This is a genomic window from Streptomyces tauricus, assembly GCF_014650955.1.
Classification (GTDB): domain Bacteria; phylum Actinomycetota; class Actinomycetes; order Streptomycetales; family Streptomycetaceae; genus Streptomyces; species Streptomyces tauricus.
Window position 1 is genome coordinate 924,802 of record NZ_BMVY01000001.1, and the last position, 18,031, is coordinate 942,832.

Consider the following 18,031-nt stretch of genomic DNA (forward strand, 5'->3'; position numbering starts at 1 on the left):
CTGGGCGCGATGTCCGGGACCGCGATGCTCGGGACCGCGATGTCCGGCAGCTCGATGTCCGACAGCTCGGTGAGGCCGCGCTGGCCTGGGTGTCCGCCCACCGCGGCGAGTTCGCCCTCGGCGACGACGCGCTCGCCGAGCACGCCAATGTGAACTTCACCTGGAAGCCCCTCGGCGAACTGGCCCAGATCTGCGTCAGCATCCGCAGGCACACCGAGACCACGGACCCGCTGCACGAGGCCGCCTGCGACCTGCTGGCCTTCGCGTGGCGGCAGACCGGCGAGGGCGCCCTCTTCCACGAACTGCAGCGCCTCGAACCGTTCGCCACGTACCCGCTGGAGATCTACGCGGCCTTCGCGTCGGCCGGACTGCGCCACACCGACTACGAGAGGGCCACCGCGACGGTGGCCCGCACCCGCGGCTGGCAGGTGACCGAGCAGGAGCCCAACCGGCGCCTCAGCGTCCTCAACTCCGAGCGCCGCAGCGGCCTCCCCCTCCATGCCGACATGGATCGGGCGCTGGGGCGCACCTGGCTGGGCGGTCTGCCGGAGCCCTGGACGTTCGAACGGGCCGCCGGGTACACCCTCACCCATGTGGTCTTCCACCTCACCGACTGGGGCCTGACCCCGCTGGGCGTTCCCTCGCGGGTCGCCGACTACCTCCATCAGTGGCTCCCGCCCTGGCTGGACACCTGTCTGGAGGACGAGCAGTGGGACCTGAGCTGCGAACTGCTGGCCGTGGCCGGCAGCCTGCCGGGCCCACCGGACCTCACCATGCTGCGGGAGGCCTGGGAGCGCCTCGCCCTGGCCCAGGACGCGTCCGGCGCCGTCCCGGAGGTCGGTTCCGGACGGGACGGCCACCCGCCCGCGCACGACTTCGTCGGCTGCTACCACTCGACCCTGATGACGGCCTTCGCAGCCGCGCTCACCCTCGACCGCCTGCGTGCGCACGAGGCGGACGCGGCCACAGCCGAGGACGCGCACACGGACAGGGGCGCCAACGGCAACGCCGGTGCCGCCGACGACGACGGCAGCGTACCGACGGCGAAGGTACGCGTCTTCGAGCACGCCGCCCGCGCGACCCGCGCGGCGCGTCCGGGACCCGGTGGGCAAGGAGTGTCGAGATGACCAGCACCCGCCTCATCCACACCGTCGGGACCGGCGCCCTGGAGTGGCTGCACGCCCACCGGGACGGTTTCCGTCTGGAGCAGGACGTCGACCCCGAGGTGGGCTTCCTGGAACGCTTCAAGCCGGTCGGCGAACTGGCCCTCATCTGCAAGGTGTTGTTCCGCGAAGGCGTGGCCGGTTCCCGACAGGCCCAGCTGGCACGGCAGTTGATCGACCACGCCTGGCGCGACACGCTGGACGGCGGCCGGATGCTGCTCCGCGGCCAGCGCATCGAACCCCTGTCCCCCATCCCCTTCGAGGTCTATCTCCCGTTCAAGGAGCTGGGCTACAGCCACCCCGAGGCCGAACAGGCCTTCCGGCTCAACCAAGGGCTGGAGAGCTTCCACGCCTTCGAGCTGCCGCCGACGCGCCGGCTCGGGCTGTCCGCGTTCCAACGCCGTTTCGGGCTGCCGGCCCGGCCGCCGGAGTCCGAGGTCATCGGCAGGACCTGGCTCGGGCGTACCCCCGAGCCCTGGACCGTCGAAGGGCACATCGCCTACGACATCACGCACACCGTCTTCCACCTCACCGACTGGGGCGAGAACCCCGACGGCATCCCGGCTCCGCTCGTCGACTACCTCGCCACCTGGCTGCCGGCCTGGCTGGACGACTGGCTCGACCTGGAGCGCTGGGACCTGCTGGGCGAACTGCTCGTCGTCGACGCCTGTCTGCCGCACCCCACGCTGGACGAGCGGGCCTGGGAAGGCTTCGCCGCCGCCCAGCAGCCCGACGGGGCGATGCCCGCCGTGCGCACGATGCCCCAGGGCGACCCCGAGGAGCTGTTCGACCTCGTCTACCACCCGACACTCGTCGCCGCGTTCGCCTCCGTACTGGCCACGTCCCGCGCCCTGACGCAGTTGGCGCACGCACCGGCATGACTCCACGACCCGAGCCCTGGCCGGGCGTTCCACCCGGCCTCACCGGTGACCTCCCGCCGCACCGCACCACTCACCTCGCCGCCCGGCGCGCCGCCGAGGAGCGGCAGCCGGACGGCGAGGCGGTACGGGACCTGCTCGACGACGCCGTCGACGCCGTCGACGCGCCCGATGTCGTCTTCGCCCTCTCCCAGGACGGTCACCGCACGGTGCGCTGCGGAGGCACCGGACCACCCCCGGCCGTCCCCCGCGATCAGCTGCGCTACGAGACCGGCTCGGCCAGCAAGACGTTCACCGGGCTGCTCCTCGCCCGGCTTACACAGTCGGGCACCCTGTCCGCCGGTGAGCCGGCCGCCACCTGCCTGGACCCGGCCCGGCGCGTCGGCCGGGACCCCGTCACCCTCGCGCACCTGATCACCCACACCTCCGGACTGCCCGCCCTGCCCGCCGACTTCTACCTCCGGGCCCTGCCCACCTGGCGCACCGACCCGTACGCCGCCTATCCGGACGAGCGGGTGGTCGACGCCTTTCTGCGCCACCGGCAGCATCGGCGGCCCGGCACCCGCTGGCACTACTCCAACTTCGGTGTCGCCGTGCTCGGTCACGCCCTGGCCGCGGCCACCGCGACGCCCTGGGACGACCTGCTCGGCACGCAGGTGCTGCGGCCACTCGGGCTGACCGGCACCGCGCTCCGGCCCGGCGGGCCTGACACCGACGCCACGGGACACCGCAAGGACGGCACCACTCCCGTGCCCCCGTTGACGGTCGGCGGATTCCAGTCGGCCGGCGCCGTCCGGGCCACCCCGCCCGACCTGCTGACGTTCCTCGAAGCCCATCTGAACCCGCCGGATCGGCGTCCGACGGACCCGGATCCCTCCGCCTCCCCCGCCGCCTCCGTCGCGTCCGTCGCGTCCTCCGCCTCCGACAGGTCGCTGGCCGACGCGTTGCGGGCCGTACGCCGTCCGGTGCTGCGGCGCGGGTGGGGGCACCGGCATGTGCACACGATGGCCTGGTTCCAGCACCCCACCGGTCACGGCCCGATGTACTTCCACTGCGGGGCCACGCTCGGCCAGCAGGCCTTCCTGGGCTTCAGGCCCGACACCGGAACGGCAGTGGCCGCCGTGTGCACCCGCCGCTTCAGAGCCCGCGACACCTTCGTGGCGACGGCGTACGCGCTGCTGGCCGGGATGTGAGACACGGCGGGACGCAACGGCACCCAGGAGTACGGCGGGTGGGCCGACAGCACGGAGCGGCGCGAGGGCCGTGTCCGCAGACAGGCACCTCGCGCCGCCGCGACCCTGCGGCCGAGTGACCGTCAGAGGCGCTGCCACAGGGCTGGCGTGAGGCGGGGCTGCCACACTCCCTGCGCCTGGTGCGTCTGCAGACACTGGTACGCGACACCGTCGTAGGTCACCCGGGTCCCGACCTCGTACACCCGGCCCGTGGTCCAGCCGACCGTCTGGCCGTCCTCCGGGGCGGGCGTGCCGCTCTGGGCCGGGGCGGTCTTGAGCGTCAGACCGTAGGTGGTGAGCAGCGGGTTGACGGGCTGGTAGAAGGTGACGCCGCCCGCCTTGCAGTCGCCGCTGCCGCCGGAGGTGACGCCCTGGGCCTGGGTGCCGGACACATAGGAGCCGCCGGAGTCACCGGGTTCCGCGCACACGGTCGTACGGGTCACTCCGCTGATGTCGCCCTCGGCGTAGCTCACGGTGGTGTCGTGCTGCTCGATCGTGCCGCAGTGCCAGCCGGTGGTGGAGCCGGAGCGGCAGATCGCCGCACCGACCAACGCCTGTACGGAGCCCGCGACCTGCACGTTCGTCTCGCCCTCGCCCTTGACGGCGGGCGTGGCGGTCCACTCGCTGTTGACGCTCACCCAGGACATGTCCTGGCCGGGGAAGACCGAGGCCTCGAAGGTGCCCTGGGCGACCTTGTTGAAGCCGGTGGTCTTGGCGCCGGCCTTCCCGCAGTGCCCGGCGCTGGCGAACCCCTGCTGCTCGCCCTTGGTCACGGAGAAGCCCACCGAGCAGCGGGCCTTCTCGTCGATGTAGTAGGCGTCGCCGCCCCGGACGTCGTGCAGGGCGCGCGGCCGGTCCGCCGACACCTTGACGCCCACGAGGCGCCGGTCGATCCCGGCGGCCGCGATGAGCTTGTCGGCGGCGGCGCGGCTCGTCGCCTGCACCGTCACCAGGTTGGTCCGTACGTCGACGTACCGGACCGGCGTGTCGAGGGCCTTGCCCGTCGCGGCGGCGTCCAGTTTCGACTTGGCGGCGTTCAGGTCCTTCAGGGCGTTCTTGACGACCTTCGCCTGCGCCCCGTCGGCCTTGATGGCGGCGACCCCGGCGGCGTCGGTGGTCGCGACGGTCAGGCCCGCGGAGGTCGTGCCGTGCACCCAGGCGCCCGCGAAGTGCTTGCCCAGTGCGTTCTGGAGCCGGCCGGCGCGGGTGCCCGCCTCGGCCTCGTTCACCAGCCGCGCCTTGGCCTGTGCACCCGTCAGCCGCAGGTCGCGCTGCATCGCGCGCAGGACGGCGGCCGAGGGCCGGTCGGCGCCGAGCGTCTGCGCTGAGGAGGGACCCGGCGCGGGGGGCTCGGCGGCCACGGCCGCGGGCAGCCCGGTGAGCGCGAGTGCGCCGAGCACGGTCAGGGCGGTCCGGGCGGCTCCGCGGGCGTGTCTGGGGACCATCGGGTGACTCCTCGTTCTCGGGGATCTAGACCTTGCCGACATGGGCTCAGAAAATGTCCGGTTTCTTGGGGTTCGACGCTTCGGGCGACACGAAGGACCCGCCCGGCGGAGTACCGGATGCCGAGGGCCCGCCTCACCGGGTACCGCTGTCCTGCGACGGTCCGGGGCAGAACGCCGGTGCGGCGGACGGTCCTCGTCACACGGGTTCGAGGCCCGGGTCGCCCGCCTCGGTCACGAAGGACGCGGCGGTCGTGACCGGTGCGCCGGGCGTCGTGACGGCGGAGACGGTCCGGTAGTCGGCCCGGGCCTTCGTGCGGTCCAGGGCGACCCGCACATAACCGCGGCGCCCGTTGTAGAACTTCAGGTGCGGGTTGGCCTTGAGGTAGGTGTCCCAGTTGCCGGGCCTGTCCGCGCCGTCCTTGCCGCTGGCGACCGAGGTGGCGACGATCTCCGTGCCCAGCGTCTTGGACGCCGGGTCGTCGAAGTCCTCCTTGATGTCGAAGGCGTACCCGACGTGCACGTCCCCCGTCATGACGACCAGGTTCTCGACCCCGGCCGCGTCCGCGCCGTCGAGGACGCGCCGGCGGGAGGCCCGGTAGCCGTCCCAGGCGTCCATGGACGTCCTCGCCTCGGCGCCGAGCTCGAACTTGCGCTGCGAGAAGCACACCTGTTGCGCCATGACGTTCCACAGGTTCCGCGAGGCGCGCCAGCCGTCGAGCAGCCACTTCTCCTGCGCCGCCCCCGTGATGGAGCGCGCCGGGTCGTCCGTCTCGGGGCCGGGAGCGTGCAGTGTGTCCCCGTACGCCTGGTCGGAGCGGTACTGGCGGGTGTCGAGGACGTCGAACTGGGCGAGGGTGCCCCACTGCAGCCGGCGGTAGAGCTGCATGTCCGGGCCGTTGGGCATCTGGGCGTTGCGCAGGGGCTGGTTCTCCCAGTGCGCCCGGTAGGCCGCCGCGCGCCGCAGCAGGAACTCCTGCGGCGGGTCGTTGTTCTCACTGATCGCGCCCGCGTAGTTGTTCTCGGTCTCGTGGTCGTCCCAGGTGACGACGAAGGGATGCGCCGCGTGGACCGCCCGCAGATCCGGGTCGCTCTTGTAGAGGGCGTAGCGCAGCCGGTAGTCGTCGAGGGTCTTGGTCTCCCGGTTGTAGAGGTCCGGCAGCACCCGGTCCGTGTAGTCGCGCGCGCCGCCCGCGGAGTTGACGGCGTACTCGTAGAGGTAGTCGCCGAGGTGGAAGACCACGTCGACGTCGTCCTGGGCGAGATGGCGGTGCACGGTGAAGTACCCGTCGTGGTACGCCTGGCAGGCCACGGCCGCATAGGTGAGCTTCGCGACGGCGGCCGCGGTGGCGGGCGCCGTGCGGGTACGGCCGGTGTCGCTGATCCACGTCCCGGTCCTGAACCGGTAGTAGTAGACCCGGCCCGCTTCGAGGCCTTCGACTTCCACGTGCAGGCTGTGGTTGTACTCGGGAAAGGCGACGGCGGTGCCTCTGCGGACGATCACGGCGAAGAGTTCGTCGGCGGCCACCTCCCACTCGACGGCCACGTACTGCCCGGGCAGCCCGCCGCCCGGCTCGTACGGTTCGGGCGCGAGCCGGGTCCACAGCAGCACGGAGCTGGGCAGCGGGTCTCCGGAGGCGACGCCGAGCGTGAACGGATCCGAGGGGATACGCGCCGCCTGCAGCTCGCGAGAGCCCGACACTCCCCTGGCCGGCAGGTTGGTGCCGAAGGCGAGGGCGGCGGTCGCGGCGGTGACGGTGAGGAAACGGCGGCGCCCGAAATGCCGTGCGGCGGCGCGCAGTTCGGGGTCGTGTCGTGACGAGGGGTCCTGCGTCAGCGCTCTGCGACGGCCTGCCGGGGCCATGGAGGCCTCCTCTCGCGGTTGACGACACGCACAACGGACCCACCGGCTGCGTGCGACCAGGTCACAGGGCCGCAGGAAGTGGATCACCGCATATTAAACGGATAAAGCTCACAAATACGGCAAGCGCGGGACGCACGGAGCGTCCGGGCCGGGCGCGGGTCGGCGTGCCCGGGTTCCCGGACCGTCAACGTCCGCTTGTCCTGCCCGGATTGACCGGTTGCGGACCCCGGCGCGGGGTACGCGGACTCCCCGTACGCACACGGGTGGACATGGAAGGGAAGACGAGTCATGGCACTGCGAGACAGAGCGACACCGCCGTCCGAGCTGGGCACCCTGGAGCGCGGCACCAGGCAACGCGGGCAGTTGCGGGTGCGCCTCATGGACATCGCGTGGACCGCGCTGTGCACCGTCCTGGCCCTGTGGGCCGTATGGAGCGTCTTCGGCGTGGCGAACGGAGCGACCGACTGGGCCTACTCCGCCGTGGCCTGGGTCCTCCTCGCCATCGCGCTGTCCCTGCGTGTCGCGACCGTCCGCCGGAGGAGCCGGGTCTGACCCGGGAGCCGACCCGAAACCAAGGAGTGACGGACCATGGAACGCGTCAACACCCTTCTCGGCAAACACATCTGGCTGCAGTTCGCCCTCGGGATCCTCGTCGGCAGCGCCCTGATGGTGCTTCTGTTCCCGGGGCGTTCCATACTCTCCGTCGTGATCCGCATGACCGTCGTCTCGATCGGCAGCATCGCCGTCGTACTGGCCGCGCGGCGCAAGGAGAAGCGGGCCGCCGGCAGCACGGACACCCTCGTCGTGCTGGACCGGAAGCTGCGCAAGGGTGACGTCCCCACCGACCCCGCGGAGCGCGACGCCATGCGCGCGCTGGTCGCCCAGCGTCTGCACCGCACACGTCATCGCGTGCCGGCCCTGGTCTTCCTCGTCGTCCTCTTCTGCTCGGTCACCGTCCTGACGGCCATGACCGGCGGGCTGCGCCCGACCATCGGCCTCGCCCTGCTCACCGTGCTCTTCATCGGCTGGCTCACCGTCAGCGGCTCCAGGAACCAGCGCCGCCTGCGCGCCATGGACGCGGCCCTGGAGAGCGAGGGCGCCACGCGGAGCCCCGCCTACTCGAAGGCCTAGATCGAGCCCGGCGCCGCGGCCTCCAGGGCGTCGACGCTGCCGGACATGATGGTGCGGACATGCTCGCTGATGTGCTCGGCGGGCCAGTCCCACCAGGCGACCGCCAGCAGCCGGGCGATGTCCTCGTCGGCGTACCTGCGCCGCAGGAGTTTGGCCGGGTTGCCGCCGACGACGCCGTAGTCGGGCACGTCGTCGACCACGACGGCCCCGGAGGCGACGATCGCCCCGTGCCCGATCCGGACCCCGGGCATCACCATGGTCCGGTACCCGAACCAGACGTCGTTGCCGACCACGGTGTCCCCCCTGCCCGGCAGGCCGGTGATCAGGTCGAAGTGCTCGGCCCAGTCGCCTCCCATGATCGGGAAGGGGAACGTCGAGGGGCCGTCCATCCGGTGATTGGCGCCGTTCATGATGAACCGCACGCCTTCGCCCAGCGCGCAGTACTTGCCGATGACCAGCTTCTCCGGCCCGTAGTGGTACAGCACGTTGCGGGTCTCGAAAGCCGTCGGGTCGTCCGGATCGTCGTAGTAGGTGTACTCCCCCACCTCGATCAACGGCGAGGTGACCAAGGGGCGCAGCAGCACCACCCGGGGCTGCTCGGGCATCGGGTGCAGCACGTTCGGGTCTGCGGGAACGGCCGGCATCACGGATCAACTCCTCGTACGTCGATGTGCGTCGCTGTACGTCGATGGCCGATGTACGTCAATGACGGATCCCATGATCGCAAACGAGCCCGGGGCGGCGATGCGGCCGGCTCCAACCCGGCGTGCGCTCAGTCGGGTTCGGCCGCGTCCAGCGCTTTCCGCGCGGCGGCCCGGACCTCCTCGGAGGGGGCCTCGTCCGCGAGGCGGCGCAGCGCGGGCAGGGCCTCGTCGAGGCCGTGGAGCGCGTCGCCTGTGCGTGAGGGCACGTCCCTGCCGGACGCGAGGTGGGCGGTGAGCGCGTCCGCCACGGCGTGGCGTTCCCAGAAGCGGAGGCCGTCGTGGACGAGGGTGCCCAGGCCGTCCACCGCCCCCGCACGCACCTCGGCCTCGGGGTCGCCGAGAAGCGGGATGAGCAGCCACACCGCGTCCCATCGTCCGGCCCCGCCCACTGCCACCGCGGCGGCTCCCCTGGTGCTCGCGGGCAGCGCCCCGTCGGTGAGGGCCGCGCGCAGATGCTCCCTGGAGGTCCAGGTGTCGAGGTGTCCGAGTGCGGCCGCGGCCCGCCGTCCGGCCCGTGGATCCCCGAGCCACCGGACCGCGAGGTCGGTCAACCGCCGCTCGCCCCGCCACCCGAGTCCGCTCAGCAGGAGGCCTGCGACCTCCGGGTCCCGCTCCGTCCGCAGGGCGTCGACCAGGGTGTCGTCGACCGAGGGCCTTTCCAGGTTCAGCAGCCGCCGGACCACCGCGTACCGCACCACGGGGGACGGGTCGCGCACTCCGGTGAGCAGCGAGTCGAGCAACCGCTCGGTGCAGGTACGCGGCAGCATCTCCAGGACCTGTGCCCGGGCGGCGGCCTCGCCCTCCCGGGCAGTGCGGAGCACCTCCGCGCGGACGGCCGGGTCGTCGCGCAGGAGATACAGCACTCTCCGGGCGCGTCCCCACACCGCGCCCTCCGGATCGCCGAGCAGCCGTACCAGCGGGGCGACATCGCCCGGCACGCCCAGCGCGTACAGGCCGTCCAGGGCGTTGATCCGCAGGTGGTGGTCCGGGTCGTGGAGCAGGTCGACGAAGGCCGTCGTGACCGCCCGGCCCGTCAGCTCCAGCCGGATCGCGGCGAGCGAGGCCCTGCGCCGCACCCAGGGATCCGTGTCACGCATCAGAGCGGGCAGCACGGTGCCGGCCGCTTCCGGGACACCGAGCAGGCCGAGTCCTCGGGCCGCCGCCGCGCGGACCTCCGGTACGGGGTCATCGGCGGCCTCGGCGAGCGTTCCGGCGTGCTCGGGTCGGCCGATCCTGCCGAGGCCTTTCGCCGCCGCCGCGCGTCGCGCCGGGTCCGCGTGCGGACCGGCCGACGCCAACTCTCCCAGAAAGTATGCGATTTGCTGTTCCGTCCCCATGGCACCCCCGACAAGGGAGACGCACGAGACGCCGTGGGGTTGCGCTTCCTTCGCCGGGCCGGTGTCCGTTCAGTGGCCGCGGAACGCCTCTTCGAGCCACCACGACCCCTGGTCCCGGGCCACCTTCGCGTCGATGAGCAAGGGCGCGGACCGGGGGCCGGCGACCCAGTCCTCGACGGCCTTCAGATCCGTCGGCGCACGCACGGTCACCGCCTCGAAGCCATGGCCCCGGGCCACCGCGGCGATGTCCGTCGGCGGGAACTCGACCGTGGCGAGCGGATGTCCGTCCGGGCCGAAGTGGTGCACCTCCGCCCCGTAGGCGTCGTCGTTGTACACGACCACGACCATCGGCAGCCCGAGCCGGCGGACGGTGTCGAACTCCGCGGCGCCCATCATCGCTCCGCCGTCGCCGAGCGCCGCCACCGGGAGCCGGTCCGGCCGCGCGAGCGCCGCGCCGATCGCGGTCGCGAGTCCCAGGCCGATCGCCTGGAACGCCTGGGTGAAACACAGGCCGTTCTCGTCCGGCACCGACAGGTACATGCTCGGGTGACCCATGAAGTTGCCGGAGTCCACGCCGATCACACGCTCCGCGGGCAGGAGGTCGTCGAGGGCGATGCTCAGGGTGCGCGGGTCGATCCGCTCACGGCTGCTCGTGTCCTCGTAGGGCACGTCCCGCCACCGCACGCGTGCGGTGATCGCTTCGGCCGTGGCGGCGGTCCGGTAGCCCCGCCGTGCCGTGGCGCCGCCCGTCTGCGACGCACGCCGTGCGGTGAGTTCCACGTCGCCGGTGACCCCGAGCCGCACGTCCCGGTGTGCGCCGAGCGCGGACGCGTCGTCGTCGACCTGGACGACGGTCGTGCCGGGGCCGATCAGCCGGCCGTGCCGCATCGTCCACATGTTCAGCGCGCAGCCCCAGCCCACGATCAGGTCCGCCGCCTCGATCAGCTCGGCCGTCAGGGGTGACGCGAATCCCCCGGACACGTCGAGCGACCACGGGTTGCCGTGGAACAGGCCGCGCGCCACGGCCGACGTCGCCAGCAGGGCTCCGTACCGGTCGGCGAGCGTTTCGAGGGCGGCCCGTGCTCCCGGGGAGCGTGCTCCGCGGCCGGCCACGAAGAGCGGCCGCTGTGCCTGTTCGAGGACACGCACCAATGCCGCCACGTCGTCCGGCGACGGCTCCACCGCCTCCCGTTCCCTAGGTGGCGCCGCCCGGGTCAGGGCGCCCTCGGGGACATCCAGGGACTGCACGGTCAGGGGGACGTTGAGCAGCACGGTCCGCCGCTCGTGCACGGCTCGTTCGACCGCCGTGCAGGCCTGCTCCACCGCGTGCTCGCCCGAGGTGATCCGCAGCGGGACCGCGCCCACCGCCCGGGCCAGCGCCTCCTGGTCGATGTGGAAGTTGGACCTCGGTTCGGTCACCTCGGCCGCCAGCACCAGCAGCGGCGTACGGCTCTTGGCCGCTTCGGCGATGCCCGTCATGGCGTTCGTCAGGCCGGGTCCCTGGTGGACGCTCAGTGCGGCCACGGTGCCGCTCGTGCGGGCGTACGCGTCGGCCATGGTCGCCGCGCCGCCCTCGTGGCGTGCGGCGACGAAACGCGATCCCGCCGCGATCATCGCGTTGGTCAGATGGAAGTTGCCCGATCCGACGACGCCGAAGACCTGGCCCACCCCGGCCGTGTACAGCGCCCGTCCGACGGCCTCCGCGACCTTCATGAGCGCTCCACCAGGGCGAGCACCCGGGCCGGGGAGCCGGAGCCCGACACGATGGGCAGCGGTCCGGCGACGACGACGGCGCCGGTCGGGGGCAGCGCCGCCAGGTTCCGCAGCTGGGTGAGCCCGTACTTGTCACTGCCCATCAGGTACGAGTGGCACGGGAAGGCCGGGTCGAAGGCGTGCCCGCGTCCGGCATCCGTGCCCACCGTCTCGACGCCGAGGCCGATCACCGGGGACTCCTCGGCCACCCAGCGGGCGCACTCCGGTGAAAGGCCGGGGGTGTGCGGGCCGTTCTCGTCCGCGTTCAGGAACGCCTCCTGCGCGTGCGAGCGGGCGTCCCACCCGGTCCGCAGCAGCAGCCAGCCGCCGTCGGGCAACGGCCCGTGCCCGGCCTCCCACGCCCGCAGGTGCTCCACCTCCACGAGGAAGTCCGGGTCCTTGGCCGCCTCGGCGGTGAAGTCCAGCACCGCGGCGGGCGCGACCAGCCGTCCCGCCGGTACGGACGCCACGTCGGCGAGGTCCTTGCCGGTCACCCAGTGGTTCGGGGCGTCGAAATGGGTACCCGTGTGCTCGCCGGTGCGGAAGTTGTTCCAGTACCAGGCCGGTCCGCGCTCGTCGTACCTGCTGATCTCCTCCAGGGTGAACACCTGGGTCTGGCCGAACTCGGGCGGCAGCTGGAGCACCGGGGTCGACGACGACAACGGCGAGGTGAGGTCGACGACTTCGATGGACCCCCCTCGCAACCCGGCCACCAGCGCGGCGAGAACGGACGGCTCGGACATGCGGCCTCCTCGTACGACGGAAGAACTGACAGCATGGCAGCCGGGACCGACAGTGGCTCCGGTCCGACGAGTCGAAGGCGGGTGGAGGCGGAGTGCGCGCGATGCCCAGGAGCACGACGGCGGTGGCCGTGTTCGCGGTCGCCGTACTGAGCGTGGCCGGTTGTTCCGGTGACGGCGGCGAGGACGCTGCGCGGTCGTCGGACCCCTCCGCCGGCACCACGGCCTCCTTCTCCGACTCCCCTTCCGTCTCCCCGCCGGGCGAACTCCCCAGCCCCACCCCGCCGCCGCCCCCGCCCTCGCCCCCTGCCCCGACGGACGCGGCCTCCGCCTCGATCACCGCCTCGGCCGGCGGGAGCCCGTCTCCGGTGCCCACGGCCGGACGGCAGCAGAAGCTGGTGACCATGACCGTCAGCGGCGGTTTCGCCGGTGTCCGGCAGGAGGTGATCCTGCGCGGCGACGGCACGGTCCGCACCAGCGACAAGGGCGATGCCGAGGTACGCCGCGCCGGCGCGGCCGAGTTCACACGGTTGCGTACGCTCCTCGGCGACCCGGCGCTGGACGACGTCCCCGCGTCCACCGTGGACCGGAACGCGGCCGACCTGTTCCAGTACACGCTGCGCTTCGACGGCAGGACCGTCGTCACCGACCGCTCCGCCGAGCGCCCGCCGCTCGACCGGCTCATCGACGCCCTCTCCGAGTGGCTGCCGGCCTGAAGCCTCACGCCTCACGCCGGTGAGCCGCCGGACGCGCCGCGGACCGCCCCGATCCGCTGCAGTTCCTTCAGCGGGTAGGGCGTGTACTTGCTCTCGTCCGTGAGTCGGCGGAAGAAGTCCGCCATCACCGCGGCGAGCGGCGCGTCGCGGCTGAGGACCGCCGCGACCCCCGCCGGAACTCCGGTGGGACGCTCGCCCTCGGCGTACGCCCGCCTGTCTCTCCCGTACAGGGCTGCGACCAGCCAGTTCACCAGATAGCCGGCCGAGTAGCAGCGGTCGTAGCTCCGATGCCCGTCGTAGAAGGCACGCTCCTCCCGCGACAGCTCGAACCGTGCGGAGAGGGCGAGGCCGTAGTCCGCGAAGTAGAGGCGCTCACCGTCGGTGAGGATGTTCTCGAAGTGGGTGTCGAAGTGCAGCAGACCTCGGCCGTTCATGAAGGAGGTGCCAGCTTCCAGGCCGCTCTCCACCATGGCGCAGGCCCGGTCGGCGGCCTCGTCACCGGCGGCCAGTTGTTGCCCCAGCCACTGGTGCAGGTTCTGCGGGACGTACTCCAGGAACAGCGCGATGCTCGCCGAGGACCGCCGCAGGGCGTCGATCCGCCGGCGTACCGCTGATCCGTCGTTCCCCCAGCTCGCGGCGGCCCGCTCCACGTCGGCCAGTTCCTCGAACAGGGGCGCCGAGTCCGGCAGGACCCGCCAGTGGTGCATCAGGGGGAAGCCGTCGTACTCGCCCGCCAGCACCCAGTTCGTCGTCATCGTGTGCACGGCGAGTTCCCTCCAGGCCCCGAACCCCGGCCCGCCGACGCCGTACTGGCTGAAGAGCGGCAGGTCGAACAGGTTCGCCGTGGAGTGTGTGTTCGCCGGTTGCCGTTCGAGGTCGGTGAGGGGCACCCGCTTCACGAAGACGCGCGTTCCGCCGACCTCCAGCACGGTCGACCTGCCTCCGATGCCGGCACCGGTGGTCCCGGCGTCGTCCAGGAGTTCCTGGAGCGCCCGGTCGCTGTGCAGGGCCAGGGCCGTGGCAACGGCTCCATGAGCCGTGAGCCGCGCGCTGCGGCCCGTACCGCCGCCCTTCACCGCCGACTCCACTGCTTCACCGCTGATCCCGCTGCTTCCCGTGACTGGACTGCTTCCCCGTGACTGCGCTGCTTCACCGCTGTCTCCCTCGGTCCCGACCGCCCCCCGCGCGCCGAGGGTTGCACGCGGGGTGGCGACCGCGTGGATCTAGTGCCTCTCCGCACGCCCCCGGCGCTCGGATATGTGTTCGAGAACACCCCCGTGCTGAGTCACCGTAAGTGAGGTCGGAGAAAGTCGGGGCAGAAGGAACGGAATCCGATGGGAGGTCGTCGTGGATGGTGGAGATCTGGAATTGGGCGAGCTCTTGGCCTCTGCGGAGGCCGCGCCGCCCGGAGAGTCGGTCGACGTGGTGGCACGCAACCTGCAGAAGCGATTCGGTGCGGAGCACGTGTCGTTCCTGTTCGTCGACCTCATCGGCCACCGGCTCGTACGGCTGACCGCGGCCGGGGAGGACGGCGTCCCGGAGCAGACCGAGCCGATCGATCTGCAGGGCAGCACGCACGGCATGGTGCTGCGGAGCCAGCGCCAGCACGTGGAGGCGGACGACCAGGGCAGCCAGCGCATCATCACGCCCGTGTCCAACCGCGGGGACTGCATCGGCGTACTCGAGGTCACCCTGCAGTACGCGGACGACACCGTGCTGAGACAGATCCGGGAAGCGGCACACGCGCTGGCCTACATCATCGTCACGGACCGCCGCTTCACCGACCTGTACCACCTGCGTCGGCGCACCACCGAGACCAGCCTGGCCGCGGAGATCCAGCACCAGCTGCTCCCCACGGCGTCCAGTTGCGAGTCGTCGCAGTTCACACTCGCCGCGGGGCTGGTCCCGGCCGACGACATCGGTGGCGACACCTACGACTACACCCTGGACCGCGACACCCTGCATCTGTCGATCACCGATGCCATGGGCCACGACACCGATTCCGCCCTGCTGGCCACGCTGCTGCTCGGCGCGCTGCGCGGGGCCCGCCGCAGTGGCTGCGACCCGGTCAGACAGGCCCAGCAGGCCCACCAGGCGCTGCTGAAGCACAGCCGTGGCCTGGCCACCGGGCAGCTGCTGTGCGTAGACCTCGCCTCGGGTGTCTGCCGGCTGGTCAACGCCGGTCATCCCTGGCCGCTGCGGCTGCGCGACGGGGCGGTCGAGGAGATCCAACTCGCCGTCAACCTGCCGTTCGGCGTACCGGCGCCGATCCCCTACCGCGAGCAGCAACTGCATCTGCGGGCCGGTGACCGGCTGATACTGCTCACCGACGGCATGCAGGACCGGGGTGCCGCCGCCGTCGATCTGGCCGGGGTCGTCCATGACACCCGCGCGCTGCATCCCAGGGAGGCCGTCCGGACCCTGACGGCCGCGGTCTCGGAAGCCTGTCAGGGCAACCTCAGCGACGACGCCACGGTCCTGATCCTGGACTGGCACGGCAACCGTGCTCCGGCACCGGAAACGGCCGCGGCGAGCTGACGACGGGTTCGGCGGCGCGGTAAAGGCCCGCCGGTCAGCCCCCAGTAGCACTACCCCCTCAGCAAGGGCGCCTGCGGAATGTGCCGGTGGCCGCCCAGCAGGGCGCTGCCGAGTGTGGTGGCGCTGTGGTGGACACTCTGGCCGCGGCGCTGGGTGACGATCAGGCCCGAGTCGCGCAGCGCAGCGGCGTGCTGCGAGACCGACGCCGGGGAGACCACGAGCCGCCGGGCCAGATCACTGGTCGACCCGCCGTGGTCCGCGACGGCCGCCAGCACATCGGCGCGGGTCTTCCCGAGCAGGGTGCCCAGCGCCTCCCGGGCGTCGTGGCCGCCGCCGTCATCGGTCTGCGACCACGCGAGATCGTGGGCGACCGGGTAGACGACCACGGGCGGAAGACCGGGATCGCGCAGCGTGATGGGCGCCCGCCAGCAGAAGAAGGAGGGCAGCAACAGCAGCCCGCGGCCGTCGAGACGGATGTCGCGGTCGTAGGCGCTGGCCACGCTGAGGACACCGGGCTGCCAGCGCAGGGAGGGATGCAGGGTGGACAGCATGCCCTCGGTGCCCCCGTCCAGGATCGCCCGCACCCGGACGGCGCGATCCGCCTCGATCGCGTTCCGCACCTCGGCCCAGTACGGCCGCAGCGCGACGTCGAAGTAGCCGCGCATGGCCGCGCCGAGGCTGCGCATCGCGTCGGAGCCCGCCTCGGCCAGCGACAGGGTGCGCGCCCCGAGGGTGCGGGCCGCGGCGAGACGGGCGATGTCACGCCTGAGCCCGCCGCGCGGGGTGGACAGAACGGCGTCGATACCCGTTTCGAGGTCCCCTCGATCAGGCACCGGGGTGAGGAAGTCGGCTGAATATCCACGGGGCGGCGCCAGGTCGAACAGCAGCCGGGTGCTGCCGGGCAGGCGGTTGCGGATGCGCCGTTTCCACGCCCCGAAGACCACCGATCCGTCGTTCCCGCCGAGCAGATGCAGGCTGAGCAGCAGTTCCCACAGGGGATCCGGTCCGCCCGCCATCCGGATGCGGGCCATATCTGCGTCCGTGAAGTGGAACTTGAGCATGGTTCCCCCGTGTGCGTTCCTCACTTGCGTCGTCCCGTACCCACTTAAGAGCCGTCAGGTGAGACGGGAGTTGCACGGGGGCCGGGAACCGGGCGCGCAATGGCCGGATCCGTTCGGCCCGTCGTCGGTGCGGCCCGTCGTCGGTGCGGCCCGAACGGCCCGCGGCGCACGCCGCCCCCCGTAGGGCGTCGACGGCCGGTGGCGGTGGATCCGCCGTGATGGATCGCGTCCTCGGGGTACTGGTCACACGAACATCCGGAACGGGCGGCTTTGACCGTTGCGCACGGCGCCGGGCGCTCGGTCGCATGCCGTTCCGACGGAGGCGGGACTCGTCACGCCGGTCCGTCGGCGGGCGCGGCCACCCGGGCTACGAAGGGACCACATGTGGCTGATCCGCTGAACACGCCGGCCTCCGACGGCAGAGAAGAATCCTCCGTCGAGGCGGAGTTGCTGTCCGGGCTGCTGGTGAACGAGGAGCGACCCGAGCAGCCCGTCCTCCTGGACGGCGAGGGCAAGCCCCTCGACACCTGGCGCGAGAACTACCCGTACGAGACGAAGCTGCGCCGCCGGTCCTACGAGCGGCAGAAGCGGATCCTGCAGATCGAACTGCTCAAACTGCAGAAGTGGGTGCGGGACACCGGCCGGCGGATCGTCGTGGTGTGCGAGGGACGCGACGCGGCGGGCAAGGGCGGCACCATCAAGCGGTTCACCGAACGGCTGAACCCGCGTGGCGCCCATGTGGTGGCGCTGGACAAGCCCACCGAGAAGGAAGCCGGGCAGTGGTACTTCCAGCGTTACGTCCCCCATCTCCCGGGGGCCGGCGAGATCGTCTTCTTCGACCGGTCCTGGTACAACCGGGCCGGGGTCGAACGCGTGATGGGCTTCTGCACCCCGGCCGAGTACCGGCTCTTCCACAGCCAGGCCCCGATCTTCGAGAAGATGCTCACCGACGAGGGGATCGTGCTGGTCAAGTTCTGGTTCTCGGTGTCACGCGCCGAGCAGCGCACCCGGTTCGCCATCCGCCAGGTCGACCCCGTCCGGCAGTGGAAACTGTCCCCCACCGACCTCGCCTCCCTCGACCTGTGGGACGCCTACACGGAGGCGAAGGTCGACATGTTCCGCGCGACGGACACGCCGTACGCGCCGTGGACCGTGGTGAAGAGCAACGACAAGCGCCGCGCCCGCCTCGAAGCCATGCGTCATCTGCTCCTGCTCTGCGACTACGCGGCTAAGGACGAGAAGGCCGTCGGCACGGCCGATCCGCGCATCATCGGTTCCGCCAACACCCTCCTGGAGAGCGGCGAGGAACCGACGGACCTCTCCCCCACCCCGCTCGCCCCCCAGACCGAGGGCCCCGGCCGCCACCCCTAGGGGCGAACGACCAGCGGCGCCACCACCACAGAGAACCCTCCGCAAAGAGTCCTTCGCAAACACGTCTTCGCGAAGGACTCTTTGGGTCCGGTATCCCCCTCG

15 protein-coding genes and 1 pseudogene are annotated in these 18,031 nt (G+C 71.9%); 8 read left to right on the forward strand and 8 right to left on the reverse strand.

Annotation, left to right across the window (positions count from 1 at the left end; all coding sequences use genetic code 11):
• Positions 1-80: 80 nt before the first annotated feature.
• From IE278_RS03920 to IE278_RS03930, 3 genes are read left to right on the forward strand one after another with little or no spacing between them, the layout of a single operon-like run.
• On the forward strand, positions 81-1,127 hold the full coding sequence (locus IE278_RS03920; RefSeq protein ID WP_246569933.1) for a DUF6895 family protein: 1,047 nt from the start codon (positions 81-83) through the stop codon (positions 1,125-1,127).
• Positions 1,124-2,044 (forward strand): DUF6895 family protein, encoded by a 921-nt coding sequence (locus IE278_RS03925; protein WP_189768667.1) that lies wholly within the window; start codon positions 1,124-1,126, stop codon positions 2,042-2,044. The genes IE278_RS03920 and IE278_RS03925 overlap by 4 nt, the downstream gene beginning before the upstream one ends.
• Positions 2,041-3,234, forward strand: a complete 1,194-nt coding sequence (locus IE278_RS03930) for a serine hydrolase domain-containing protein (RefSeq protein WP_189768669.1) — start codon at positions 2,041-2,043, stop codon at positions 3,232-3,234. Before IE278_RS03925 ends, IE278_RS03930 begins: the two co-directional genes overlap by 4 nt.
• Positions 3,235-3,356: 122 nt before the next feature.
• On the opposite strand, the gene IE278_RS03935 is transcribed toward IE278_RS03930, so the two are convergent.
• Both IE278_RS03935 and IE278_RS03940 read right to left on the reverse strand, forming a co-directional pair.
• Positions 3,357-4,718 carry an alpha-lytic protease prodomain-containing protein gene (locus IE278_RS03935; RefSeq protein WP_189768671.1) on the reverse strand — a complete coding sequence of 454 codons (1,362 nt, stop codon included), beginning with the start codon at positions 4,716-4,718 and terminating at the stop codon, positions 3,357-3,359.
• A gap of 196 nt (positions 4,719-4,914) precedes the next feature.
• Positions 4,915-6,579 (reverse strand): alkaline phosphatase D family protein, encoded by a 1,665-nt coding sequence (locus tag IE278_RS03940; RefSeq protein ID WP_189768673.1) that lies wholly within the window; start codon positions 6,577-6,579, stop codon positions 4,915-4,917.
• 288 nt (positions 6,580-6,867) lie between these two features.
• On the opposite strand from IE278_RS03940, the gene IE278_RS03945 reads away from it, so the two are divergent.
• Both IE278_RS03945 and IE278_RS03950 read left to right on the forward strand, forming a co-directional pair.
• The gene (locus IE278_RS03945) at positions 6,868-7,131 is read left to right on the forward strand and encodes a hypothetical protein (RefSeq protein ID WP_189768675.1); all 264 of its coding nucleotides are present in this window, start codon (positions 6,868-6,870) and stop codon (positions 7,129-7,131) included.
• A 36-nt stretch (positions 7,132-7,167) separates the two neighbouring features.
• Positions 7,168-7,710: a hypothetical protein gene (locus tag IE278_RS03950; RefSeq protein ID WP_189768677.1), complete on the forward strand. Its 543-nt coding sequence runs from the start codon at positions 7,168-7,170 to the stop codon at positions 7,708-7,710.
• Here IE278_RS03950 and IE278_RS03955 read toward each other — a convergent pair.
• From IE278_RS03955 to IE278_RS03970, 4 genes are all read right to left on the reverse strand, one after another.
• The gene (locus IE278_RS03955) at positions 7,707-8,354 is read right to left on the reverse strand and encodes a CatB-related O-acetyltransferase (protein WP_189768679.1); all 648 of its coding nucleotides are present in this window, start codon (positions 8,352-8,354) and stop codon (positions 7,707-7,709) included. The two genes, IE278_RS03950 and IE278_RS03955, sit on opposite strands and share 4 nt — an antisense overlap.
• A 128-nt stretch (positions 8,355-8,482) precedes the next feature.
• Positions 8,483-9,712: a HEAT repeat domain-containing protein gene (locus IE278_RS03960; protein WP_189768681.1), complete on the reverse strand. Its 1,230-nt coding sequence runs from the start codon at positions 9,710-9,712 to the stop codon at positions 8,483-8,485.
• 108 nt (positions 9,713-9,820) lie between these two features.
• Complete coding sequence (locus IE278_RS03965; protein WP_189768695.1) at positions 9,821-11,464, reverse strand: thiamine pyrophosphate-binding protein; 1,644 nt, start codon at positions 11,462-11,464, stop codon at positions 9,821-9,823.
• Entirely contained in the window at positions 11,461-12,246 is a 786-nt protein-coding gene (locus IE278_RS03970; RefSeq protein WP_189768697.1) for a cyclase family protein, read from the reverse strand. The genes IE278_RS03965 and IE278_RS03970 overlap by 4 nt, the downstream gene beginning before the upstream one ends.
• A 101-nt stretch (positions 12,247-12,347) precedes the next feature.
• Here IE278_RS03970 and IE278_RS03975 point away from each other — a divergent pair, with 101 nt between their 5' ends.
• Positions 12,348-12,959 (forward strand): hypothetical protein, encoded by a 612-nt coding sequence (locus tag IE278_RS03975; RefSeq protein WP_189768699.1) that lies wholly within the window; start codon positions 12,348-12,350, stop codon positions 12,957-12,959.
• 11 nt (positions 12,960-12,970) lie between these two features.
• On the opposite strand, the gene IE278_RS03980 is transcribed toward IE278_RS03975, so the two are convergent.
• The gene (locus IE278_RS03980) at positions 12,971-14,047 is read right to left on the reverse strand and encodes a protein kinase family protein (RefSeq protein WP_246569814.1); all 1,077 of its coding nucleotides are present in this window, start codon (positions 14,045-14,047) and stop codon (positions 12,971-12,973) included.
• Between the two features lie 259 nt (positions 14,048-14,306).
• Here IE278_RS03980 and IE278_RS03985 point away from each other — a divergent pair, with 259 nt between their 5' ends.
• Positions 14,307-15,497, forward strand: coding sequence for a PP2C family protein-serine/threonine phosphatase (locus IE278_RS03985; RefSeq protein WP_189768701.1), 1,191 nt, complete (start codon positions 14,307-14,309; stop codon positions 15,495-15,497).
• Positions 15,498-15,655: 158 nt separating this feature from the next.
• Here IE278_RS03985 and IE278_RS03990 read toward each other — a convergent pair.
• Positions 15,656-16,558, reverse strand: a pseudogene (locus IE278_RS03990) (winged helix-turn-helix domain-containing protein); the annotation flags it as partial.
• Positions 16,559-16,954: 396 nt separating this feature from the next.
• Here IE278_RS03990 and ppk2 point away from each other — a divergent pair.
• On the forward strand, positions 16,955-17,929 hold the full coding sequence (gene ppk2, locus IE278_RS03995) for a polyphosphate kinase 2 (protein WP_373311898.1): 975 nt from the start codon (positions 16,955-16,957) through the stop codon (positions 17,927-17,929).
• Positions 17,930-18,031: the final 102 nt, after the last annotated feature.